At 72.3% G+C, this 26,389-nt stretch carries 5 protein-coding genes; 1 reads left to right on the forward strand and 4 read right to left on the reverse strand.

Annotated features, from left to right (window positions below; all coding sequences use genetic code 11):
• The first annotated feature begins 85 nt into the window (after window positions 1-85).
• Complete coding sequence (locus HNR07_RS35435) at window positions 86-3,319, forward strand: BTAD domain-containing putative transcriptional regulator (RefSeq protein ID WP_184362149.1); 3,234 nt, start codon at window positions 86-88, stop codon at window positions 3,317-3,319.
• Here the strand turns inward: HNR07_RS35435 and HNR07_RS04170 are convergent.
• The 4 genes from HNR07_RS04170 to HNR07_RS04185 form a co-directional block, all read right to left on the reverse strand.
• Entirely contained in the window at window positions 3,309-4,262 is a 954-nt protein-coding gene (locus HNR07_RS04170) for a zinc-binding dehydrogenase (RefSeq protein ID WP_312893580.1), read from the reverse strand. The genes HNR07_RS35435 and HNR07_RS04170 overlap by 11 nt on opposite strands.
• Before the next feature lie 71 nt (window positions 4,263-4,333).
• A complete protein-coding gene (locus HNR07_RS04175; RefSeq protein ID WP_184362152.1) occupies window positions 4,334-5,911 on the reverse strand; it encodes an acyl-CoA carboxylase subunit beta in 1,578 nt (525 codons plus the stop codon).
• Window positions 5,912-5,921: 10 nt separating this feature from the next.
• The gene (locus HNR07_RS34660; protein ID WP_184362155.1) at window positions 5,922-12,302 is read right to left on the reverse strand and encodes a type I polyketide synthase; all 6,381 of its coding nucleotides are present in this window, start codon (window positions 12,300-12,302) and stop codon (window positions 5,922-5,924) included.
• Between the two features lie 53 nt (window positions 12,303-12,355).
• A complete protein-coding gene (locus tag HNR07_RS04185) occupies window positions 12,356-26,062 on the reverse strand; it encodes a type I polyketide synthase (protein ID WP_184362158.1) in 13,707 nt (4,568 codons plus the stop codon).
• Window positions 26,063-26,389 lie beyond the last annotated feature (327 nt).

The following is a 26,389-nucleotide window of genomic DNA, read 5'->3' on the forward strand; positions in this document are numbered from 1 at the left end:
GTGCCGGTTGGGGGTTGCGTGGGGGTTCGGGTTCGCTTGCGGTCGCCCCGTAGCCGCCCCGGACTCCTGTGCTAGCGTGCTTTCCATGAGGTTCGGAGTGCTCGGTCCCCTCACCGTCTGGACCTCGGACGGGCGCAGCGTCCCCATCCCCGAGGCCAAGGTCCGGGTGTTGCTGGCCGGTCTGCTGGTCGAACCCGGACGCGTGATCCCCGCGGACCGCCTGGTCGAGAACCTGTGGGGTGAGCGGCCCCCGGCCAAACCGCTGCCCTCCCTGCGTTCCAAGGCCTCACAGCTGCGCCGCGCGCTGGAGGAGGCCGAACCCGGCGGACGCGAGCTGGTGCGCCACCGGACGGGCGGTTACCTGCTGGCCGTGGACGCCCAGGACGTGGACGCGGGACGTTTCGCGGCCCTGGTCGAGCGCGCCCGGTCAGAACCCGACTCCGAGGCCAGGGAGCGCACACTCTCCGAGGCGCTGTCGCTGTGGCGGGGCGAGGCCTTCACCGACCTCGGCGCCGAGTCCTTCGCCGAACCCGCCGCCATCCGTCTGGCCGAGCTGCGCCTTTCCGCCCTGGAGGACCTCTACCAGGCCCGGCTCGAGCTGGGGCGGCACTCCGCCGTCTCCGGTGACCTGGCCGACCTGGTCCGGCGCCACCCCTTCCGGGAGCGGTTGCGGGCCGTGCACATCCGCGCCCTGTACGCGACCGGCCGCCAGTCCGACGCCCTCCAGAGCTACCTGGACCTGCGTTCCGAACTCGACCGGGAGCTGGGGGTGGAACCCGGACCCGAGCTGGCCGAGCTGTACCAGTCGATCCTGCGCCACGACCGCGGTCTGGGTGCGTTCGCGGCGGGGCCCGCCCGGGACGACCGGGGCGGCCCGGGCAACCTCACCGCACCGGCCACCGCGCTGATCGGCCGCCAGGAGCAGGCCAGCGAGGTCCGCGACCTGCTGGCCACCGAACGTCTGGTCACCCTGACCGGAGCGGGCGGGGTGGGCAAGACCCGGTTGGCCCTTGACGTGGCGGCCGGGCTCACCGGGGAGTTCGGCGACGGCGTGTGGTTGGTCGAACTGGCCCCGCTGAGCGAACCTTCCCAGATCGCCGAGGCGGTCGCCGCCGCCTTGCGTCTGCGCGACGACACCGGGGCCGGGCCGGAGGTCGTCGACGCACACCTGTTCCGCGCCCTGGGCGACCGCGAGGCCTTGATCGTCCTGGACAACGGTGAACACCTGGTGGAGGAGCTGGCCGTCTTCGTCGACCGACTACTGGGTGTCTGCCCGGGCACGCGACTGCTGGTGACCAGCCGTGAGTCGTTGCGCCTGCCCGCCGAGCACGTGCGGGTGGTGCGGCCCCTGGAACCCCCAGAGGGCGACACCCCGGACGACCTGCGCCGCTCCAGCGCAGCCCGGTTGTTCGTCGAACGCGCCGCGGCGGCCGCTCCCGGGTTCGCCCTGCTAGAGGGCAACGCCGAGGCGGTGGCGGCCCTGTGCCGCCGGCTGGACGGCGTGCCGCTGGCCCTGGAACTGGCCGCCACCCGGGTTCGGGGGCTGGGCGTGCACGAGCTGGCCGCGCGCCTGGACGACCGGTTTACCACCCTGACCGCCCGTTACCGGGGCATCCCCGAACGGCACCGCACGCTGCGAGCCGTCATCGACTGGAGCTGGGACCTGCTGGAGGCCGTCGAGCAACGGGTGCTGCGCCGCTTGGCGGTACACGCCGACGGCTGCGCCCTGGCCGCTGCCGAAACGGTGTCGGCCTTCGACGGGGTCGACCGCACCGAGGTCCTGGACACCCTCACCCGGCTGGTGGACCGCAGCCTGGTCACCGTCACCTTCCACGGCGGCCGTCCGCGCTACCGGTTGCTGGAGTCGGTCAACGCCTACTGCCGGGAGCGGCTGCGCGAGGCCGGCGAGGAGGAGGCAGCGTACGAGCGGGCCCGCGCCCACTACGTGACGCTGGCCGAACAGGCCGAGGCCGGGCTGCGCGGCCGCCGACAACGGGAGGCCCTGGCCCGGCTGGACCTGGAGGCGCTCAACATCCGGGCCGTCCTGGGCCGCGCCGTCCAGGCCGGGGACGCGGCCACGGCGCTGCGCCTGGCCGCCGCCACGACCTGGTACTTCTTCCTGCGTGGCCGCTACCACGAGGCCCACCGGGCGCTGGCCGAGGCCCGCATCGCCGCCGAGCTCGCGCCGGTGCCCGACCACCTGCGGGGCACCCGGGCCCGGGTGGCCGCGTGGTGCGAGGCCATCGCCATGCTCGCGGGCACCAGTGCCTCCCCGTGTACTCCGGAGGCCACCGCCGACCAGGCGTTCGCGGGGGTGGACGACCCGGTCGGGCAGGCCCGGGCCGCGTGGTTCGTCCTGCACGCCCGCGCCGACCTCGGTGATCACAGCGGGGGACCCAAGAGTCTGGACCCCGTGGTGGACCGCCTGCGCGCCGAGGGCGACCTCTGGGGTACCGCCGCCGCCCTGGCCACCCGGGCCCGGTACGCGCTGGTCCTGGGTGACCTCGAAGCCGTGCGCCGTGACGCGGAGGAGGCCATGGCCCTGTTCGACCGGGTCGGAGACCAGTGGGGGCAGCTGCGCGCTGCAGCCGGGATGGCCTACCTGGCCGAGATCACCGGGGACTACGACCGTGCCACCGCCCTGCATCGGGACGGCCTGGGCATGGCCGAACGGCTGTCCCTGGCCCCCGAGGTGGTGGGGCGCCTGTCCGGGCTGGGCCGGATCGCCCTGCTCACCGGTGACCACGGACGCGCCGACGACCTGCACGGCAGGGCGGCCCGGCTGGCCGCGGAGCGCTTCGACCGCCAAGGGGAGGCGTTCGCCGAGTTCGGCCTGGCCATCGGGGCGCGCCGCCAGGGCCGCCTGGCCGAGGCCGAACGGTGGTGGAACCGGCTGCTGCCCTGGTGCCGAAGCGCCGGCGACCTGCCGGGGGTCGCCTTCGGCACCACCGAACTCGGTTTCGCGGCCGAACTGCGCGGGGACGCCGAGACCGCGCTGGACACCCACCTGCGGGGCGTGGAGGCCGCTCGGGAGACCGGGGATCCGCGGGCGCTCGCCCTGGCCCTGGAAGGGACCGCCGGGGCCTGTGCCCTGTACGGCCAGGTGGAGCGGGCCGCCCGACTGTTGGGCGCGGCCACCGCACTGCGGGCCTCGGTCGGTGCGCCCCTGCCCGAGACCGAGAGCGCCGACGTGGACAGAATCTCCGTGCGCTGCCGTGAGCTGCTGGGCGAGCGCTACGAGGCGGAGTTCGGGCGCGGGGAGCGGGCCGACCCGGGCGACCTGGTGTTGGAGGCCGCCCGGGACCGGGTCAGCCGCTGAGGTCCAGGACCGCCTTGCCGCGCACACGGCGCCCCAGGAGGGCCTCGGCCGCCTCAGCGGCCTTCTCCCAGGAACCGCGCCAACCGACCTGGGGCGCCAGCCGGTCCGACTCCACCAGCCGCAGCAGGTAGTCCAGGTCGGGGCCGAAGGGCGTGTCGACGATGAAGGGCTCGATACGCTTGAGCGGGCCGCGCGAGCGCTCTGTCTCGAAGTCGATGAGCGTGTGCTCCTTGGCGGCCATGCCGATCGCTATCAGGATCCCGCCCGCCTCCAGGTGGCCGAAGGCCTGGGCCAGCTGGGCACCGCCCACGTTGTCCAGAACGCCGTGGACCGGCGCGGACAGCTTCTCGGGGCCGAAGACGATCTCGGCGGCGCCCAGTTCCCGCAGCCCTTCGGCCCGGTGCGGTCCGCCAACCGAGGCGACGACCTCCGCCCCGGCCAGAGCTGCCAACTGCACCGCGTAGCGGCCAACGCCTCCGGAGGCTCCGGTGACCAGCACCCTGCGGCCGATCACCGAACCCAGCCTGCGCAGCGCCTGGAGGGCGGTGACCCCGGCAACCGGCAGGGTGCTCGCCTCACCCAGGTCCACGGAGTCGGGGACCACGGCGATGTCCTCGGTGTCCACCGCGCGCAGCTCGGCCCAACCCTGCGACCAACCGAAGGTGGCCACACGGGTGCCTTCGGCGGGCCCGGAGCCGTCGGCGGCGGACCGCTCCACGACCCCCGCCGCGTCGAAGCCGACCACGGCCCCCGGCACCCCGGCCTGGAAGGCGATCTCACCGAAGTTCAACGACACCGCCGACACCCGCACCAGGGCCTGGGCGGGGCCGGGACGCGGCTCGCCCACTTCGGCGATCCGCAGGCCCTGTGGTGCGTCCGGGTCGTGGACCAGTGCGTGCATGGGTGCTCCCTCGTCGTAGGTGTCACGGTGGCGTTCGATCACGCTGCCCCACCAGCCTGGGCCGCGAGGGTTGCGGACGGCTTCGGTTCCGGTTGCGGTGCACGTCCCGCGGGTCAGGCCGGAGGGTTGCCGTGCTTGCGTGAGGGCAGGTCGGCGTGCTTGGTGCGCAGCATCGCCAGGGCCCCGGCCAGCAGGGATCGCGTCTCACCCGGGTCGATGACGTCGTCCACCAGGCCGCGCTCGACCGCGTAGTAGGGGTGCATCAGCTCCGACCGGTACTTCTTGACCATCTGTGACCGGGTCTCCTCCGGAGCCTGGGATGCCGCGATCTGTTTGCGGAAGATGACGTTGGCCGCGCCCTCCGCGCCCATGACGGCGATCTCGTTGGTGGGCCAGGCATAGGTGAGATCGGCCCCGATGGACTGGGAGTCCATCACGATGTAGGCGCCACCGTAGGCCTTGCGCAGGGTGAGCGAGATCCGTGGGACGGTCGCGTTGCAGTAGGCGTACAGGAGTTTGGCCCCGTGCCGGATGATGCCGCCGTGCTCCTGCTGGACACCGGGCAGGAATCCGGGGACGTCGACCAGTGTCAGCACGGGGATGTTGAAGGCGTCGCAGAACTGTACGAACCGGGCCGCCTTCTCACTGGCGTGGATGTCCAGTACCCCGGCCATGACCTTGGGCTGGTTGGCGACTACGCCCACCACGTGCCCGTCCAGGCGGGTCAGGGCGCACAGGACGTTGCCTGCCCAGGCCGGCTGGACCTCGAAGTACTCGCCGTCGTCGACGATCTCCGCCAGAACCTCACCCATGTCATAGGGCTGGTTGGGTTCGACGGGTACCATCTCCAACAACCGGTCGGTGCGCCGGTCCACCGGGTCCGCGGTCGGCTCCACCGGCGGGGCCTCCCGGTTGTTGGCGGGCAGCAGGGACAGCAGGTAGCGCACGTCCTCCAGGCACGACTCCTCGTCGTCGTAGGCCAGGGTGGCCACCCCGGACTGCTGGGCGTGTACGTCGGCGCCGCCCAGCCCGTTCTGGGAGATCTGCTCCCCGGTGACGGCTGCCACCACATCGGGGCCGGTGACGAACATCTGGGAGGTCTCACGCACCATGAACACGAAGTCGGTGAGCGCGGGGGAGTAGGCGGCGCCGCCTGCGCACGGGCCGAGCATCACGCTGATCTGCGGGATGACCCCCGAGGCGCGGGTGTTGCGCTGGAAGATGCCGCCGTATCCGGCCAGCGCCGAAACGCCCTCCTGGATGCGGGCCCCGGCCCCGTCGTTCAGGGAGACGATGGGCGCACCGGCCTGCTCGGCCAAGTCCATGACCTTGTGGATCTTGGCGGCGTGCGCCTCACCCAGCGCACCGCCGAAGATGCGGAAGTCGTGCGCGTAGACGAACACGGTCCGCCCGTGCACGGTGCCCCAACCGGTGACGACACCGTCGGTGTGGGGTCTGCGGTCCTCCAGACCGAACCCGGAGGCTCGGTGGCGGCGCAGCTGCTCGATCTCCTGGAACGACCCCTGGTCCATGAGCAGGTCGATGCGTTGGCGCACCGTCAGCTTGCCCTTGGCCAGCTGGCGCTCGGTGGCCGCCGGGTCGGGGCCCTGCCGGGTGCGCTCACGGATTTCACGTAGTTCGGCCAGACGGCCCGACGCGGTGTCGGTCGGGGTTCCCTCGGTGATGGTCATGGCTCCGCCTTCAGTCGCTGGTGGTCGGACGAGTGGTGTGCTCGGCGCCGCGCTGGGCATCCGGCAGGGGCAGGTAGCCCACCTCGCGGAAGAAGCGCACGTAGGTGGTGAACAGCTCCTTGGTCAGGGACGGTGTGCGCAGGCCGAGCCCGGCCAGGGCCCGCTCCGTCGCGGCGGTGTCGATCCGGGGGTAGAAGCTGTCGCTGTCGGCCACCACGAGCTCGAAGGCGTCGAACAGCGGCAGCACGGCGTTGTCCCGGTCCGCGCGTACCCGCGCGCTCCACCGCTCCCAGGGCAGGGTGTCCAGCCGGTGGCCGAGCTCCCTGAGGTGGTCGGCCAGATCGCCGAAGTCGAAGTGGTCGGTGTTGTGGAAGTGGAAGGTACGGCCCGCGTTCTCCTCGCCCAGCGAGAGCGCGCACACGGAGGCGCTGACGTGGTCGACCGGGACCGGGTGGACGGTCCCGCCCAACCCTTCGGGGACCGCCCCGGACTGGACCAGGCCTTTGAGGGCCAGCCACACGAAGTCCTGGGTCTGGCAGGCACCGGTCCGCTGGTCGCCGCAGATGACGTCGATGCGGTACACCGACACGGGCAGTCCGCGCCCGCGTGCCAGCTCGACCACCTGCTCGGCCACCCACTTGCTCTGGAGGTAGCCGCTGGGCAGGTCCTGGGCGGGTCCGGTCGGTCCGTCCTCGGTCAGGGCACCGCTGTCGGGGGCGGGCCCGGCGAACACTCCGGTGGTGGACATGTGGTGGACCGGGACGCTGCGGTGCCGCGCGGCTAGGCGAAGTACCTCCTCGGTACCGGTCACGTTGGCGTCCCGCAGCGCCGAGTAGGGGCGCAGCCAGTTGACCGTGGCCCCGGCGTGGTAGACGGCGTCCACGGATTTGGCAAGGGAGTCGAACCCCTCGGGGGACAGCCCCAGCGCGGGGGCGGACAGGTCACCGGTGACCACGTGCAGCCGCTCGGGGTCCACCTCGTCCCACACCCGGTACCACTCGAGGTTCTCGCGCAGCCGGGCCAGCCCCGACTCGGGCGTGTGAGCACGCACAAGGCAGTGCACGGTCGCCCGAGTGCTGCGCATCAGGTCGCGCAGCAGGAAGGCGCCCAGGAAACCGGTGGCCCCGGTCAACAGCACCTCCTCGGGGGCGGTCACGGCCCGCACGACCTCCTGTGCCGGTTGGATGTCGTCCGCCAGGGCCACCTCCGCGGCGAAGTCGATCGCGGCGCCGGCGGCCTGGCGGTCGGACTCGGCGCCGGTGTCGGGTTCGGAGGTGAGCGCCGCCAACAGGTGGTCGGCGAGCGCCTCGGGGGTGGGGTGCTCGAAGACCAGGGTCGGCGGGAGCCGCAACCCGGTGGCCGCGGCCAGCCGGTTGCGCAGTTCTACCGAGGTGAGTGAGTCGAAGCCCAGCCCGGAGAACTCCAGGTCGGGTCCGACCCCGCCGGTTCCGGAGTGGCCCAGAACCTCGGCGGTGCGCTCCCGGACCAGATCCAGTACGGCCCGGTGGCGTTCGTCCGGTGCCAGCCCCGCCAACCGGTCGGGCAGGGGCTCCGACCCCTGCCCCGAGTTGTCGGCGGCGCGCCGGACGGGGACGGAGACCAAGCCGCGCAGCAGCGGATGGACCTGGCCTGAGTCCCGGGGCGCCGCGAGATCCAGCGGGGTGGCGAAGACGGTCGGCTCGCCCGAGGCCACGGCCCGGTCGAACAGCGCGGTGCCGAGCGTGGCGGGGACCGGGAGCAGACCGGAACGGGCGATGCGCTGGAGGTCGGCTTCCTCCAGGTGACCGCCCAGTCCGGTGTCGCGCCACAGGCCCCAGGCGATGGCGGTGGCGGGCAGCCCCAGGGAACGGCGGTGTGCGGCCAGACCGTCGAGGTAGGCGTTGGCGGCGGCGTAGTTGGACTGCCCGGGGCCGCCGATGGTCGCGGCGACCGAGGAGAACAGCACGAACGCGCTCAGGTCCAGGCCCTGGGTGAGCTCGTGCAGGTGCCGGGCGGCGTCCACCTTGGGCGCCAGGACCCGGTCGATCCGGTCGCTGTCCATCGCGGTGACCATGCCGTCGTCCAGGACCCCGGCCGTGTGCACGATCCCGGTGAGGGGGTGCTCGGCGGGGATGGTGTCGAGGAGGTCGGCGAGTTGGTCGCGGTCGGTGGTGTCGGTGGCGGTGATGGTGACGGTCGCACCGAGGTCGCTGAGCTCGGTGTGCAGGTCCTGGGCGCCGGGTGCGTCGGGGCCGCGTCGGCTGACCAGGAGGAGATGGTGGACGTTGTGTTCGGTGACCAGGTGACGGGCGAACCGGGCGCCCAGAGCACCGGTGCCGCCGGTGATCAGGACGGTGCCCGAGGAACTCCACACCGGAGCGGGCGTGGAGGGGGCTTCAGGCAGGCGTTCCAGGCGGGGGAGGAGGACCTGTCCGGCTCGCACAGCTGCCTGCGGTTCACCGGAGGTGAGCAGGGCGGTCAACAGATCAGTGAGCCCGTCGTCGAGGTCCGTGTCGACCAGGACGATCCGGTCGGGTGCCTCGGACTGGGCCGAGCGCAGCATCCCCCAGAGCGCCGTGGCCTCGGGGGAGATCTCGGCTCCGCGGGGGACCGCGCCTCGAGTGGCCACGACCAGGGGCACGTCGGTGAGCCGCTCCTCCGCCAGCCATGCCTGGACCAGGCGCAGGGCCGAACCCAGGGTCTCTCGCAACGGTGCGGCCGAGTCGAAGCGCACCAGTACGGCGTCCGGGGGCGCCGCTGCCTCGGCGACCTCGGCCACCGAACCCGAGGGGTCCAGCTGCATCCAGCGGAAGGTTTTGGGGGCCGCTGCCAAGCGGGTGGGGACCCAATCAACCCGGAAGAGGGCCTCATGGGCGTGGCGTGCGCGCAGACCGTCGGAGGCCGGCTGGTCCAGGGTGACCGTGGCGGTGGCGACGGGCAGCCCACTGCGGTCGGCCAACAGCACCCGGTGGCCACCGGTCCCGTCCGGGGAAAGGCGCACCCGCAGGGCGGTGGCGCCGGTGGCGTGCAGGCGCAGCCCCTGCCAGCGGGTGGCGGCGTCCGGGCGCGAGCCCAGCGGGCTCAGAGCCGCCTCCCACAGGAGCGGGTGCAGACCGAACCCGGCGGATTCGGGCAGCCCCTCCGGGCTGGGCGCGACCTCCGCGAAGACTTCCTCATCCAGCCGCCACAGACCGGCGACCCCGGCCGGTAGGGGCTGGTCGGTGACGGCCTCGGCCCCGGTGGGCGGCCAGACGGACAGGTCGGCGAGATCGGACGCGGCCGCGGGGGCCCCGGAGCTGAGCCGACCGTCGGCGTTGGCCTGCCAGGGCGTGCCGACGGCATCGGTGCGGGTGTGCACGGTGAGGGCGCGCTCGCCATCCCGCTCTGGGCCGACTGCCACGTTGACCAGGAGCGCGGCGTCTTCGGGCAGGACCACCGGGGTGTGCACGCGCAGTTCGTCCAGGCGGGTGCAGCCCAGCCGGTCCCCGGCGTACACGGCCAGTTCGACCAGCGCGGCGGTGGAGATCACGGGGTTTGTGGCGGTGGTGGTGAGCCAGGGGTGGGTGCGGCGGGAGAGCCTGCCGGTGAACAGGGTCTGCTCCCCGTTGGGCGGGGTGAGTTCGGCCCGCAGCAGCGGGTGTCCGGTGTCGGTCACCCCGAGGTCGGCGGCGTCGGCACGCACGTGGGAGGCGTCCAGCCAGTGGCGCTGGCGCTGGAAGGCGTAGGTGGGCAGCGGGACGGTGGCGGCGTCGGAGAAGACGGCGTCCCAGGCCACGTTCCGGCCGCTCAGGTGCAGTCGGGTCAGCGCGGTGAGGGCGGTCGTCGCCTCGTGGGCGTCGGCGTTCAGAGCCGCGGTGGCCAGAACCCGGCCTTCCAGACTCTGCTGGGTGAGTGCGGTGAGGACGGGGGCGGGTCCGAGTTCGAGGTAGGTGGTGGCGTCCTGTTCTTGAAGCGTGGTGAGTGCGTGGTGGAAGCGGACGGCGCCGCGGATTTGGTCGGTCCAGTAGTCGGGGGAGGTGAGTTGTTCGGTGGTGGCGAGCTCTCCGGTCAGGGTGGAGATGATCGGGATGCGGGGCGGGTGGAAGTCGGTTTTGGCGGCGATGGTGCGGAACTCGTCGAGCACCTCGTCCATGTGGGGTGAGTGGAAGGCGTGGCTGACGGTGAGCTGTTTGGTGCGTCGGCCTTGCTCGGCCCAGTGTGCGGCGATCGTCCGGGCTTCGTCTGCGTCGCCGGAGATGACCAGTGAGTTGGGGGCGTTGATGGCCGCGATGGAGACCTGGCCCGGCACGAGGTGCGGGGTGATCTCCTCTTCGGTGGCCTGGATGGCGATCATGGCGCCGTCGCTTCGGGCGGCCTGCATGAGACGGCCCCGAGTAGCGACCAAGGTGGCCGCGTCGTTCAGGTTCAGGACCCCGGACACGTGGGCGGCGGTGAGCTCGCCGATGGAGTGCCCCGCCAGGTAGTCGGGCACGACCCCCCACGAGGAGTAGAGCCGGAAGAGCGCGGTCTCCAGGGCGAAGAGGGCGGGCTGGGTGTAGGCGGTGGTGTTGAGCAGCGCGGCGTCTTCGCCGAAGAGGACGTCCTTGAGCGGCGCGTCCAAATGCGGGTCCAGGGCGGCGACCACCTGGTCGAAGGCCAGGGCGAACACCGGCGAGCTCTCGTAGAGCTCACGCCCCATCCCCAAACGCTGAGCGCCCTGACCGGTGAACAGGAACGCGGTCCGGCCGGACCGTGCGGGCTCGGTGAGGGCCGGGGCGGTGACCTCCTCCGACTCCGCCAGTGCGGTGAGGGAGTCCAACAGCGACGCGCGGTCGCCGCCGATGACGGCGGCGCGGTGGTCGAGGTCGGCGCGGGTGGTGGCGAGGGAGTACCCGACGTCGACCGGATCCAGCTCGGGGCGCTCGGTGACGTGTTCGCGCAGCCGGGCGGCCTGGGCGCGCAGGGCTTCGGGGCTCTTGGCGGAGAGCACCCACGGAACCGCGGAGCTCCCTGTTGAGGTCTCCACGGAGCTCCGATCCGCCACGGGTTCCGGCTCCGGGGCCTGCTCCACGATGACGTGCGCGTTGGTCCCGCTCACCCCGAACGAGGAGACCCCCGCGCGCCGAGGCGCGTCACGCTCGGGCCATTGCCGGGCCTGGGTGAGGAGTTCGACCGCTCCGGCCTCCCAGTCCACGTGCGGCGAGGGCTGATCCGCGTGCAGCGTGCGCGGCAGAGTCCCGTGGCGCATCGCCTGGACCATCTTGATGATCCCGCCGACCCCGGCCGCCGCGACGCTGTGGCCGATATTGGACTTGAACGACCCGAGGTAGAGCGGCCGGTCCGCGGGCCGGTTCTGGCCGTAGGTGGCGAGCAGTGCTTGGGCCTCGATCGGGTCGCCCAGTCGGGTGCCGGTGCCGTGTGCCTCCACCGCGTCCACGTCAGCGGCGGTCAGTCCGGCGTCGGCCAGCGCGTCCCGGATGACCCGCTCCTGGGAGGGGCCGTTGGGTGCGGTGAGTCCGTTGGAAGCGCCGTCCTGGTTGATCGCCGAACCCTTGACCAGGCCGAGCACGGTGTGCCCGTTGCGGCGGGCGTCGGAGAGTTTCTCCAGGACCAGCAGCCCGACCCCCTCGGACCAGCCGGTGCCGTCAGCGGCGGCCGCGAACGACTTGCACCGGCCGTCGGGGGCCAGCCCGCGCTGCTGCGAGAAGTCCACGAAACCGCCCGGGTCGCCGTTAACCGTCACCCCGCCCGCCAGCGCCAGCGTGCTCTCACCCCGGCGCAGCGACTCCAAGGCCAGGTGCACCGCTACCAGGGAGGAGGAGCAGGCGGTATCGATGGTGACCGCCGGGCCCTCCAAGCCGAAGGTGTAGGAGACCCGGCCCGAGGCGACACTGCCCAGGCGACTGGTCATCAGGTAGCCCTCGAACTCCTCCGGGGCGTTCAGGCCGAGGTAACTCTCCTCCACCGCACCGACGAAAACGCCGGTCCGACTGCCCTTGAGCGAGGTCGGCGCGATCCCGGTGTGCTCGAACGCCTCCCAGGCGGTTTCCAGCAGCAGCCGCTGCTGCGGGTCCATCGACCGCGCCTCACGGGGCGAGATCCCGAAGAAGGCGGCGTCGAAGCGGGTGGCGTCGGCGACGAACCCGCCCTCACGGGTGTAGGTGCGCCCGGGACGGCCCGGTTCGGGGTCGTAGAGCGCGTCCACGTCCCAGCCGCGGTCGTCGGGGAACACGGTGATCCCGTCCCGGCCCTCGCGAACCATCTCCCACAGGTCGTCGGGGGAGCTGATCCCGCCGGGGTAGCGGCAGGCCATACCCACGATCGCCACCGGCTCGGCGGTGGCCGATTCCAGCTCCGTGATGCGGGCCCGCGCCTTCTTCAGGTCGGCGGTGACCCACTTCAGGTAGTCCATCAACTTGGTTTCATCGGCCATCTGGCTGTCCTTGTCTCCCTTGTGGCCATCGGTGTACGAAAGCGGTTCCGTGCCTAGGCGCCGGACCGGCCGAGTTCGTTGTCGATGAGGTCGAAGATTTCCGAGGCCGAGGCCTGGTCGATCCTGCTGGTGTCGTCCTCCGCCTCCTGCTCCGGCGCGGCCGGTGCCAGCCGGGACAGCAGGACGCGCAGCCGCGAGGAGATCTGGCGGCGCTCCTCCTCGTCCTCGGGGAGGTCGGCCAGAGCGGTCTCCAATTGGTCGAGGCTGCCCAACGCCTGGCCGGCCCCGTCCGGTGCCAATCCCTCCAGCAGGTGCGCGGCCAGGGCGGCGGGGGTGGGGTGGTCGAAGACGACCGTGGCGGGCAGGCGTTCCCCGACCATCTCGCTCAGCCTGTTGCGCAGGTCCACGGCGGTGAGCGAGTCGAAGCCGAGTTCCTGGAAGGGCTGTTCGGGGTCGATGGAGGTGGTGCTCGGGTGGCCCAGGACCGCCGCGATGCGGGTCAGGAGTGCGTCGAGGACCAGGGCGGGGCGGTCAGCGGGGTCGGCGGCGGCCACCCGACCGGGCAGGGACGGACCGGACCCGGCTTCGGTGTGCGCCTGCCCGGAGCCGTGGGCGCTGTCCGTGTCCTCGGTGCCGATGGTGCCGTCGGGGGCCGCCGAACCTGCGATGAGGGGGTGGGTGCTCGCACCGGAGAGCGGCGCGGCCAGCAGGAACGGGGCCGCGGTGCTCAGGGCTTGGTCCAGGGCGCTGGTCCCCTCCTGCGGGGTGAGCGGCCGGAGTCCGTCGCGGCCGTAGCGGCGCAGCTCGGCATCGCCGAGTCCTGCGCTGATCCCGGTGTCGCGCCACAGCCCCCAGGCGACGGAGGTGGCGGGCAGGCCCTGGGCGGTGCGGTGTGCGGCCAGGCCGTCGAGGAAGGCGTTCGCGGCGGCGAGGTTGCCCTGCCCGGGCCCGCCCAGGGTCGCCGTGAACGAGGAGAAGAGCACGAAGGCGGCGAGGTCGTGGTTGCGGGTGAGCTCGTGCAGGTGCCAGGCGGTGTCCGCTTTGGGGTGCAGCACGGAGTGGAGCCGCTCTGCGGACATCCCGGTGAGCAGCCCGTTGTCCACGGTTCCCGCCGTGTGCACGATCCCGGTGAGGGGGTGTGCGGCGGGGATGGTGTCGAGGAGGTCGGCGAGTTGGTCGCGGTCGGTGGTGTCGGTGGCGGTGATGGTGACGGTGGCGCCGAGGTCGCTGAGTTCGGTGTGCAGGTCCTGGGTGCCGGGGGCGTTGGGTCCGCGTCGGCTGACCAGGAGCAGGTGCTGGACGCCGTGCTCGGAGACCAGGTGTCGGGCGGCGATCCGGCCCAGGGTTCCGGTGCCGCCGGTGACCAGGACGGTGCCCTGGGACAGGTCGACCGGCTGCCCCGGTTCGGACTCGGGCGCGGGGGCGGTGCTCCGGGCCAGTCGGGGGAGCAGGATCTGACCGTCGCGCAGGGCCGCCTGGGGTTCGCCGGAGGCGAGTAGGGCGGCGAGGGCGTCCGGCTGCGGTTCAGCGCCGTTGGCGTTGGCGTCGGCGCCGGTGTCTACGAGCACGAGGCGGCCGGGGTTCTCGGTCTGGGCCGAACGCACCAGCCCCCAGACGGTGGCCTGTGCGGGGTCGGTGTCCTCCTTCTCATGGACGGCGACCGCGCCCCGGGTGTGCAGGACCAGGCGGGACTCGGCGAACCGCTCCGCAGCTAACCAGGCCTGCACGGCCGAGAGGACCTGGTGGGTGGTCTCCCGGGCCCGCTCGGCCACGGAGCGGTCCCCGGCCGATCCCGCGGTGGGCGGTGACAGCACCACCACGGGCGGCACGGGGCCCTCCGAGTCCGCGAGAGCTGCCAGGTCCTCGGTGCCCGCCACGACCGGACCGGTGGGGACAGGATCGGCGACCGCAGCGGTCTCGGAGAACGGGGTCCAGGTGACCTCGGTGAGAAGCCCCAGAGCCGGGTCGGTGCCCTGCCGCAGGGAATCGGTGCTGAAGGGGCGCAGGTCCAGCGAACCGATGGAGGCCACCGGGCCGCCGGTACCGTCGACGACGGTCAGCGCGTAGGAGCCGCTGCCGACCGGCTCCAGTCGGACTCGGAGCACGCTCGCTCCGGTGTTGTGAACGCGCACATCCGACCAGGAGAACGGCAGTACCGGCGGCCGGTCCTCGTCCACGACCCCCGGCAGGAGGACGTGCAGGGCGGCGTCCAGCAGGGCCGGATCCACCGCGAAGTCCGCCGCGGTCGCCGCCTCGTCGGTCCGGATCTCGGCGTAGAGGGTGCCGCCGTCCCGCCAGGCGCGGTGCAGGCCCTGAAACACGGGACCGTACTCGTAGCCGTGGGCGGTGAGGCGCTCGTACGCGCCGGTCAGATCGACCTCCGCGGCCCCGGCAGGCGGCCACACCACCAGGTCACCGGTGGCGGCGGGCGGTGCGGACACGGTGAGAGCCCCCACCGCGTGGCTGGTCCACCCGCTGTCCGCATCGTCCGTACCGTTCGCGCCCACCGTGCTCTCCGCTCTGGAGTACACGGTGACGGCCCGGCGGTCGTTCGCGTCGGCTTCGGTGACGACCACCTGGAGGTCGACGGAACCCTGCTCGGGCAGCACGAGCGGAGCGGACAACGTCAGTTCCTCCACGAGCCCGTAACCGACCCGATCGGCGGCCTGCACGGCCAGTTCGACCAGTGCGGTGCCCGGGACCAACACGGTTCCGGCCACCCGGTGGTCGGTGAGCCAGGGGTGTGTGGCTGCGGACAGGCGTCCGGTGAGGACGGTCTCGTTCCGGTCGGCGAGGGTGAGCACGGCCCCGGTGAGCGGGTGCCCGGTGCCCTGAAGGCCGAGGCTGGTCGCGTCGGTGGGAGCGCTGCGCCCGAGCTCCAGCCAGTGGCGGTCGTGCTGGAAGGCGTAGGTGGGCAGGGGGACGGTGGTGGCTTCGGGGAAGACGGTGTCCCAGTCCGGGTTGGCGCCGTTGATGTGCAGGGTGGCCAGGGCGGTGGCGAAGGTGTGCGGTTCGGGAACGCCGGTGCGCAGGAGTGGGAGCGCGGTGACCGGTGACTCGTCCAGGGTCTGCTGGGTGAGTGCGGTCAGGACGGGGTCGGGTCCGAGCTCCAGGTAGGTGGTGGCGTCCTGTTCTTGAAGCGTGGTGAGTGCGTGGTGGAAGCGGACGGCGCCGCGGATCTGGTCGGTCCAGTAGCCGGGTGAGGTCAGCTGCTCGGTGGTGGCCAGCTCGCCGGTCAGGGTGGAGATGATCGGGAGGTTGGGGGCCGCGAAGGTGAGCGTCGCGGCGACAGCGCGGAATTCCTCCAGCGCCTCGTCCATGTGGGGTGAGTGGAAGGCGTGGCTGACGGTGAGCTGTTTGGTGCGTCGGCCCTGCTCTGCCCAGTGGGAAGCGATCTTCTGCGCGGCTTGGGTGTCGCCGGAGATGACCAGTGAGCTGGGGGCGTTGATGGCCGCGATGGAGACCTGGCCCGGCACGAGGTGCGGGGTGATCTCGTCTTCGGTGGCCTGGATGGCGATCATGGCGCCGTCGCTTCGGGCGGCCTGCATGAGACGGCCCCGAGTAGCGACCAAGGTGGCCGCGTCGTTCAGGTTCAGGACCCCGGACACGTGGGCGGCGGTGAGCTCTCCGATGGAGTGCCCGGCCAGCAGGTCAGGTGCGAGGCCGTGGTGTTCCAGAAGCCGGAATAGCGCCGTTTCCAGGGCGAAGAGGGCGGGTTGGGTGTAGGCGGTGGTGTTGAGCAGCTCGGCGTCTTCGGTGAAGAGGACGTCCTTGAGCGGGGCGTCCAGGTGCGGGTCCAGGGCGGCGACGACCTGGTCGAAGGCCAGGGCGAACACCGGTGAGGATTCGTAGAGTTCGCGGCCCATGCCCAGCCGCTGGGCACCTTGACCGGTGAACAGGAACGCGGTCTTGCCTCCGGCGGGGGAACCGGTGACCACGTTCCCGTCAGCACCTTCGATGAAGGCGTCGAGAGCACCGAGGAGTTCCGCGCGATCCTTGCCGATCACGGCGGCACGGTGGTCGAGGTCGGCTCGGGTGGTGGCGAGGGAGTGGCCGACGTCCGCCGGGTCCAGCTCGGGGTGCGCGGCCACGTGTTCGCGTAGCCGGGCGGCCTGGCCCCGCAGGGCTTCGGGGGTCTTGGCTGAAAGCACCCACGGCAGCGCTGTTACCGGTGCCGCTTGCGCGCTGAGGGCTTCGGGACTGTCGGCGGGGGTCTCCCGGCCAGAGTGTTCCGGTTCCTCGATGATGACGTGGGCGTTGGTGCCACTGATGCCGAAGGACGACACAGCGGCGCGGCGGGGACGCTCACTCTCCTGCTCCCAGGGGCGTTCCTCGGTGAGGAGCTCGACCGCTCCCGCTTCCCAGTCCACGTGCGGCGAGGGCTGCTCCGCGTGCAGGGTGCGCGGCAGAGCGCCGTGCCGCATGGCCTGGACCATCTTGATGATCCCGCCGACCCCGGCCGCCGCCTGCGCGTGTCCGATATTGGACTTGAGCGAACCCAGGTAGAGCGGCCGGTCCTCGGGGCGGTCCTGGCCGTAGGTGGCGAGCAGTGCTTGGGCCTCGATGGGGTCGCCCAGCCGGGTGCCGGTGCCGTGTGCCTCCACGGCATCGATATCCGTGGCGGTCAGTCCGGCGTCGGCGAGAGCCTGCCGGATGACCCGCTCCTGAGAGGGACCGTTGGGAGCGGTCAGCCCGTTGGAGGCGCCATCCTGGTTGATGGCCGAGCCGCGGACGACCGCGAGGACGCGGTGGCCGTTGCGTTCGGCGTCGGAGAGCTTTTCCAGCAGAAGAAGGCCCACACCCTCGGACCAGCCGGTGCCGTCGGCGTCGGCCGCGAACGACTTGCACCGGCCGTCCGCCGACAGCCCCCGCTGCCGCGAGAACTCCACGAAGGTGTTCGGGCTGGACATCACCGTCACACCACCGGCCAGCGCCAGGCCGCACTCGCCCCGGCGCAGCGCGGACGCCGCCTGGTGCAGGGCGACCAGGGAGGAGGAACAGGCCGTGTCCACCGTGACCGCGGGGCCCTCCAGACCGTAGGTGTAGGACAACCGCCCGGACACGACGCTCGACAGGTTGCCCGCGAGCAGGAACCCCTCGAAGTCCTCCGGAACCCGGGGCAGCCGGGAAGCGTAGTCGTCATACATCACGCCGGTGAAGACGCCGGTGTCGGTTCCGCGTAGGGCGGCGGGGTCGAGTTCGGCGTTTTCGAAGGTTTCCCAGGCGGTTTCCAGGAGGAGCCGTTGCTGGGGGTCCATCGCGGTGGCTTCGCGCGGGGAGAGTCCGAAGAAGGCCGGGTCGAACTGGTCGGCTTCGTGTAGGAAGCCGCCGTGCCGGGTGTAGGACGTGCCGATCCGGTCGGGGTCCGGGTCGTAGAGGGCTTCCAGGTCCCAGCCGCGGTTGGTGGGGAAGCCGCTGACGGCGTCGACCCCTTCGTGGACCAGTGTCCACAGGGCTTCGGGGGAGGCGACCCCGCCGGGGTAGCGGCAGGCCATCCCGACGATCGCGATCGGCTCGTCCGTGTCGGCGGCCACCCGCGCCCGTATCCGCGACGCCCCGGCCTTCGCGGCCGTCGCACCGCCCGCGCGCCGGGCCACCTCACCGGTCAAGTGCGCCGCCAGGGCACGCGGGGTCGGGTGGTCGAAGACGGTGGTGGGGGACAGCCGGACCCCGGTGGTCTCAGCGAGCCGGTTGCGCAGCTCCACCCCGGACAGCGAGTCGAAACCGAGGTCGCCAAAGGCCCGCTCGGCGGAGATCGCGCCGGTTCCCGAGTGCCCCAGCACCGAGGCGACGGTCGTTCGCACGAACTCCAGGACGGCGGCCTCGCGCTCCTCCACGGCCAGGTCGGCGATGCTCCGCAGCCAGGCGGAACCCTGTTCCCTGCCGCCCGCATCCGAGCCCGAGCTGGCGGCCCGGCGCGGCGAGGTCCGCAGCAGCCCGCGCAGCACCGGGCGCACCTCGTCGGCCGGAAGCGGAGCCGCCGCAATCAACCGGGCGGGGACGGCGAGCGGACGGCCGAGGGCGAGGGCCTGGTCGAACAGGGCCAGCCCCTGCTCCGGGTTCAACGGGGCGATGCCGATCCGCTCCCAGCGGGCGACCGCCTTGGGGCTCAGCCCGGCCCCCATGCCGTGGCTGTCGTCCCACAGACCCCAGGCCAGGGAGGTTGCGGGCAGTCCTTGGGCGCGGCGGTGCTGGGCGAGGGCGTCCAGGAAGGTGTTCCCGGCCGCGTAGTTGGCCTGACCAGCCGTGCCCAGGAGCCCAGACACGGAGGAGAACAGGACGAACAGGCGCAGGTCCAGACCCCGGGTCAGCTCGTGCAGGTGCCAGGCGGCGTCCACCTTGGGCCGCAGCACCGCGTCCAGCCGGTCTCCGGTGAGGTTCTCCACGGTGGTGTCGTCCAGGACTCCGGCGGTGTGCACGACCCCGGTGAGCGGGTGCTCGGCGGGGAGCCCGTCGAGCAGGGCCGCGAGCTGGTCCCGGTCGGTGGTGTCACACGCGGAGATGGTGACGGTGGCGCCGAGTTCGGTGAGCTTGGCGCGGAGCTCCTCGGCGCCACCTGCTTGGGGGCCGCGTCGGCTGACCAGCAGCAGGCGGCGTACGCCGTGTTCGGTGACCAGGTGGCGGGCGAACAGGGAACCCAGTCCTCTGGTGCCACCGGTGACCAGAACCGTTCCCTCGGACAGCGGTGCTTCGGACAGCGGTGCTTCGGAGGCGGTGGCCTCCGCAGCCGTCATCCGCTCCAGCCGGGGGATGTGCAGTCGGCCGTCCCGGATCGCCAACTGCTCCTCGCCGGTGGCCAGGGCGGCAGCGAACAGGGGGGCGGAAGCGAGATCGCCCCCGTCCTCAGTCTTGACGTCGATCACCGACACCAGACCGGGGTGTTCGACCTGGACGGAGCGGAGCAGCCCCCACACCGTGGAGTGGGTCGGGTCGACCGCCTCGCCGTCCTCGACACCCACCGCACCACGGGTGACCAAGACCAGGCGGCCGGTACCGTCCTGATCGTCGGCGAGGCGGTGCTGCACCAGCTCCAGCACCCGGCCGGCCACGGCCCTGGCCTCCTCGGTGGTCCGCTCCCCCTCTGCCTGAGAGGAACGCGGGAGGACGGCAACACCGATCCCCTCGGGGAAAGCTTCAGGGAGAGGGCTGACCGGAATCCGGCTCCAGCCCAGCTCAGCGTCCTCCGGAGCGCGAACCACCGGCCAGCCGAGGACCAGCGGGGCGGGTCCGTGTGGGCTGGCGGCGGCGGTCAGGTGCTCCGGTGCGACCGGCCGCAGAACCAGGGAGCGCACCGTTGCGACCGGGGCCCCGGACGGGTCGGTGAAGCTGAGCGAGACCTCGCCCGCACCGACCCTGCCACTGCCGGGGGAGACCCGGACCCGCAGCTCCGTCGCCCCTGTGGCGTGCAGCTCCACGTCCGACCAGGTGAACGGCAGGGTCAGCCGGTCCTCGGCAGCGCCCTCCAGCACCACCGGGTGGAGCGCGGCATCGGTCAGCGCCGGGTGCAGCTGGAAGAGCGGCGTGAGGTCATCGCCCTGCCCCTCGGGGAGGACGACCTCGGCCAACAGGTCGTCGCCGTCGCGCCACAGTGCCCGCAGGCCGCGGAACGCCGGACCGTACTCGAACCCGAGCCCGGCCAGCCGGTCGTAACCGTCGGCCAGGTCGACCGGGATGGCGGAGTCCGGCGGCCACGAGTCCTCCCCGACCGCGGCGGTGACCGTGTCGGTCGGGGCGAGCGTGCCGGTGGCATGGCGGGTCCAGGGCCCGTCCGCGCCCTCTGGGCGGGCGTGCACGCTGAGCGAGCGCAGTCCGTCCGCATCAGCGGCGCCCACGGAGACCTGGACCAGGAACCCGCCACTGCCCGCGGGTTCGGGGAACACCAGCGGAGCCGCAACGACCAGGTCGGCCACGCGGCCGCATCCCGTCCGTTGCCCGGCGGTCAGGGCCAGTTCGAGGAAGGCGGTGGCGGGCAGCAGCACGGCCCCGCCCACCCGATGGTCAGCGAGCCAGGGGTGCGAGTCCAGGCCGAGACGGCCGGTGAACACTGTCCCGTCCTGGTCGACCAGCTCCACACTTCCGCCGACGAAGGGGTGGCCGGTGCGGTCCAGGCCCAGTCCCCGCAGGTCACCGGTGCCGGCCGAGGACAACCAGTGGCGCTCCCGCTGGAAGGCGTAGGTCGGTAGGGAGACGGTGGCGGCCTCTGCGGGGTACAGGGAGGCGGTGTCCAGCGGGACCCCGGTCACGTACACGCGGGCCAGCGCCTCGGTGACGGTCCGGGTCTCAGGCACATCGGTACGCAGAAGCGGGACGGCGGTGGTGTCCCTTCCCAGGCTCTGGCGGACAAGCGTGGTCAGGACGGGGTCGGGTCCGAGCTCCAGGTAGGTGGTCACGTCCTGTTCTTGAAGCGTGGTGAGTGCGTGGTGGAAGCGGACGGCGCCGCGGATCTGGTCGGTCCAGTAGCCGGGTGAGGTCAGCTGCTCGGTGGTGGCCAGCTCGCCGGTCAGGGTGGAGATGATCGGGAGGTTGGGGGCCGCGAAGGTGAGCGTCGCGGCGACAGCGCGGAATTCCTCCAGCGCCTCGTCCATGTGGGGTGAGTGGAAGGCGTGGCTGACGGTGAGCTGTTTGGTGCGTCGGCCCTGCTCTGCCCAGTGGGAAGCGATCTTCTGCGCGGCTTGGGTGTCGCCGGAGATGACCAGTGAGCTGGGGGCGTTGATGGCCGCGATGGAGACCTGGCCCGGCACGAGGTGCGGGGTGATCTCGTCTTCGGTGGCCTGGATGGCGATCATGGCGCCGTCGCTTCGGGCGGCCTGCATGAGACGGCCCCGAGTAGCGACCAAGGTGGCCGCGTCGTTCAGGTTCAGGACCCCGGACACGTGGGCGGCGGTGAGCTCTCCGATGGAGTGCCCGGCCAGCAGGTCAGGTGCGAGGCCGTGGTGTTCCAGAAGCCGGAATAGCGCCGTTTCCAGGGCGAAGAGGGCGGGTTGGGTGTAGGCGGTGGTGTTGAGCAGCTCGGCGTCTTCGGTGAAGAGGACGTCCTTGAGCGGGGCGTCCAGGTGCGGGTCCAGGGCGGCGACGACCTGGTCGAAGGCCAGGGCGAACACCGGTGAGGATTCGTAGAGTTCGCGGCCCATGCCCAGCCGCTGGGCACCTTGACCGGTGAACAGGAACGCGGTCCGAGCGTTAGCGAGCGCGGTACCCCGCACGAGGTCGGGTGTCTCGCGCCCCTCAGCCAGGGCATCGAGTCCGGTGCTGAAGTCCGTCAAAACGACCGCCCGCTCATCGAACGCGGCCCGGGTGATGGCCAGGGAGTACCCGATATCGGTGGGGTTCAGCTCGGGGCGCTTGGCCACATGCTCGCGCAGACGTGCGGCCTGAGCTCGTAGAGCGGCGTCGCTGTGCGCAGAGAGCAGCCAGGGTCCCGGGGCCTGCTCTCCGGAAGGCTCCGGCACCGGGGCCACCTCGGTCCCGTGCTCTTCGATGATGACGTGGGCGTTGGTGCCGCTGATGCCGAAGGACGACACCGCGGCGCGGCGGGGCCGGCCGCCCTCCTGTTCCCAGGGGCGTTCCTCGGTGAGGAGCTCGACGGCTCCGGCCGCCCAGTCCACGTGCGGCGAGGGCTGGTCCACGTGCAGGGTGCGCGGCAGGGTGCCGTGGCGCATCGCCTGGACCATCTTGATGAGTCCGCCGACCCCGGCCGCCGCCTGGGCGTGGCCGATGTTGGACTTGAGCGACCCGAGGTAGAGCGGCCGCTCCGGTTCCCGGTCCTGGCCGTAGGTGGCGAGCAGCGCTTGAGCTTCGATCGGGTCGCCCAGCCGGGTGCCGGTGCCGTGTGCCTCCACGGCATCGATATCCGTGGCGGCCAGTCCGGCGTCGGCCAGTGCGTCCCGGATGACTCGCTCCTGGGAGGGGCCGTTGGGTGCGGTGAGTCCGTTGGAGGCGCCGTCCTGGTTGATGGCTGAGCCGCGGACGACCGCGAGGACGCGGTGGCCGTTGCGTTCGGCGTCGGAGAGTCGTTCCAGCAGAAGCACTCCGACCCCCTCGGACCAGCCGGTGCCGTCCGCGGCGGCCGCGAAGGGCTTGCAGCGGCCGTCACCGGCCAGTCCGCCCTGGCGGGCGAACTCGACGAACATGCCCGGGGTGGACATCACCGTCACCCCGCCCGCCAGTGCCATCGTGGTCTCCCCCTGACGCAGGGAGCGCACCGCCTGGTGCAGGGCGACCAGGGAGGAGGAACAGGCTGTGTCCACCGTGACCGCCGGGCCCACCAGACCGAGCCGGTAGGCGATCCGGCCCGACATCACGCTGGACGTCCCCCCGGTCAGCAGGTGCCCCCTGGAGCCCTCGGGTCCGTCGTGCATGCGGGGCCCGTAGTCCAGGGCGGTGCCGCCCACGAACACCCCGGTCCGGCTGCCGTGCAGGGATCCCGGGTCGACCCGGGCGCTCTCCACCGCCTCCCACGCGGTCTCCAACAGCAGCCGCTGCTGCGGGTCCATCGCCGCGGCCTCGCGCGGGGAAATCCCGAAGAACTCCGCGTCAAAGCGGTCCGCGTCGTACAGGAACCCGCCTCGGCGCACCGACAGGTCGTCCAGGTTCCAGCCCCGGTCGAGGGGGAAGTCACCGACCGCGTCCACCCCTTCGTGGACCAGTCTCCACAGGTCCTCGGGGGAGGCGGCCGCACCCGGGTAGCGGCAAGCCATCCCGACGATTGCGATCGGCTCGTCCGCGGCGGCGGTCGGGCGCGCCGCGTCGGAACCGTCGGGTCCGCCGAGCAGTTCGTTGACAAGGAAGTCGGTCAGCGCGCGCGGGGTCGGGTGGTCGAACAGCAGACCGCCACCCAGGCGCAGCCCGGTGGCCCGGGCCAGGGCGTCGCGCAGCTCCACTGACATCAGCGAGTCGAAGCCCAGGCCGCGGAAGCTCTCCCGCGCGTCCACGCCGGTCGTCCCGGTACTGGCCAGGACCTCGGAGGTCAGCCGCAGTACGAGATCGGCGACGGCGCGTCGGCGCGCGCTCTCCGGTCCGATGGCCCACGGCGCGCCCTCTGCGCTCTCCGCCGCGAGCGGTTTGGAAGCGCGCTCCGGGGTCTTGGGTGCGGCCTTCTCTGTGGTCAGCGGTCGGGGAGCCTCGCGGGTCCCGTCCAGCCAGTAGCGCTCCCGCTGGAACGCGTAACCAGGCAGGCTGACGCGGTGCGCGCCGGTTCCGGTGAAGGGCACCGACCAGTCCACCCGCGCGCCCCGCACGAAGGCGGTGGCCAGGGCGGTGTGCGCGGTCGCGACTTCGGGGCGGCCCGCGCGCAGCAGCGGAACGGCCGCCACCGCGTCCGGGTCGAGGACCCCGTTCCGGACCAGCGCGGAGCACACCCCGTCCGGTCCCGGTTCGAGGAAGGTGCGTGCACCGCTCTCCTCCAGGGCGCGCACGGTCTCAAGGAAGCGCACCGGACGGCGCACCTGGTCGACCCAGTACTCCGCATCGCTCCACTCGCCCGCGCCGACCCGGCGCCCGGTCACCGATGACACCACGGCGACGGTCGGCTCGTGCCAGGTGAGTTCCGCGGCCACCGCCCGCAGGTCGGCCAGCATCGGCTCCATGAGCGGGGAGTGGAAGGCGTGGCTGACTGTCAGCTGCTTGGTCCGGGCGCCCGCACGGGAGCACTCCTGCTCGATCTCGGCCACGGCGTCGGCCGCACCCGAGACCACCACGGCGCGCGGGCCGTTGACCGCGGCCAGGCCCACCTGCTCCTCGTACTGGGCGAGGAGGGGTGCCACCTCCTCCTCGGTCGCCTCCACCGCGACCATCGCCCCGCCCCGGGGCAGCGCCTGCATCAGGCGGCCGCGCGCGGCCACCAGCCGGCCGGCGTCCGCCAGGTCTAGAACCCCGGCCGCGTGCGCGGCGGAGATCTCACCGATGGAGTGACCGGCCAGGACGTCCGGGCGCAGGCCGCGCGCGGACAGCCACCGGAACAGCGCCACCTCCAAGGCGAACAGCGCGGGCTGGGTGTACTCGGTCTCGGCCAGGCCCTGCCCGGAGGCGATGACCTCGCGCAGCGGCCGCTCCAGGTGGGGGTCCAGGGCGGCACAGACCTCGTCGAAGGCAGTGGCGAACACGGGGGAGGCCTCGTGCAGCTCCTGCCCCATGCCCTGCCGCTGGGCGCCCTGACCGGTGAACACGTAGGCCAGGCCACCCTCGTCGGTCCGCCCGGTCGCCGTGCCGGGGTGGGTGCGCCCCGCGGCCAGCGCCGCCAGCGCCTCGTGGTTCCCGGGGTCCAGGACCGCCCGGTGCGGGAAGAAGGTGCGGGTGGTGGCCAGGGAGTAGCCGATGTCCGCGGGCTCCGCGTCCGGGCGCTCGGCCAGGTGGTCGAGGAGCCGGGCGGCCTGGCCGCGCAGGGCTTCGGGGCTCTTGGCGGAGAGCACCCACGGGGCGGCCGGCTCGCCGTGTCCCGGTCCGGCCTGGCCCGGTTCGGTCGCGGGCGTGTGAGCGGGTGCGTGTGCGGGGGCCTCGCCGAGCACCACGTGGGCGTTGGTTCCGCCCATGCCGAAGGAACTGACCCCCGCCACCAGCGGGCGGTCCGGTTCGGGCCACGGGGCGGTCTCGGTCTGGACGGCCAGGTTCAGCCGCTCCAACGGGATGGCCGGGTTGGCGGAGGCGAAGTTCAGGCTCGGCGGCAGCTCGCGGTGCTCCAGGCTGAGCAGTGTCTTGATCAGGCCCGCGATCCCGGCGGCGCCTTCCAGGTGGCCGATGTTGGTCTTGACCGAACCCACGCGCAGCGGGTGCCCGCCGTCCCGGGAGGAGCCGAGAGCCGCGCCCAGGGCGGCGGCCTCGATCGGGTCGCCGACCGGGGTGCCGGTGCCGTGCAGCTCCACGTACTGGACGTCCTGCGGGCGGACCCCGGCCTGCTCGACGGCCCGGGCGATGACCCGCTCCTGGGCCTCGGACCCGGGGACGGTGAGTCCCTCGGTGGCCCCGTCGTTATTGACCGCGCTGCCCAGGATCACCGCGCGCACCCGGTCACCGTTGGCCAGGGCCGCCGCCAGCGGCTTGAGGACCAGGACCCCGGCCCCCTCTCCGGGGACGAACCCGTTGGCGCGGGCGTCGAAGGTGTAGGTGTTCCCGTCCGGGGACAGAGCGCCGAAACGCTGTTCGGTGACCCCGTTCTCGGGGAGCAGGTTCAGGTTGACCCCGGCGGCCAGGGCCGTGGTGCTCTCCCCGCTCCGCAGGCTCTCGGCGGCCAGGTGAACGGCGACCAGGGAGGAGGACTGCGCGGAGTCGACGGTCAGGCTCGGCCCGTGCAGCCCCAGGTGGTAGGAGACCCGGTTGGCGATCACACCCCGGTTGGTGCCGGTCATGGTGTGCTGGGTGATCGCCTCGGTCCCGTGCCGGTAGAGCAGGCCGGTGTAGTCGTCCCGGAGGCTGCCGACAAACACCGAGGTGGAGCTGTCGCGCAGAGTGGCGGGGACGATCCCGGCGTCCTCCAGCGCCTGCCAGGCCAGCTCCAGCACCAGCCGCTGCTGGGGGTCGGTCGCCGCGGCCTCACGCGGGGAGATCCCGAAGAAGCGCGCGTCGAAGTCGGCGACCTGGTCGAGGTAACCGCCCCGGTTCGGGCCCTCTCCGTCACCACGGCGCTCCGGTGGTGTCGTTCCCACGGCGCTGGTGCCCTCGCGCAGCAGCCGCCAGAACTCCTCGGGACCCTCGGCCCCCGGCAGGCGGCAGGACACACCGACGACCGCGATGGCTTTCTCGGTGTTGATCGGCCTCTCGGGCGCCATGGGTTCACCTCTCCGTTTTCTCTGATGCGCTCCGGTGCCCTCTGAGGGCGTATCCGGGTCGCCGGGAAATCAGCTGGAATCGACGGTACGTCCGCTTCCATGGAGAGTGTTCTACAGTGCGTCCACGGCTTGGTAAGTGCCTTTTTTCGGTGCTTCTCACGAAGGCTCGATGGCTGTTCGGTGGGTCTCTTGTTCCCTGTTTTGTCTAGGCTTGTGGGCGCTTGGGGGTGGTGTGAGAATTTGGCTGGAGCAGCACGGAGTCCCGTGGATGTGACCCCGGTCATGAAATCAACTATTCGATAATCGTCCGGTAATCGGGCTTGAATC

The sequence above is a fragment of the Nocardiopsis metallicus genome, assembly GCF_014201115.1.
Classification (GTDB): domain Bacteria; phylum Actinomycetota; class Actinomycetes; order Streptosporangiales; family Streptosporangiaceae; genus Nocardiopsis; species Nocardiopsis metallicus.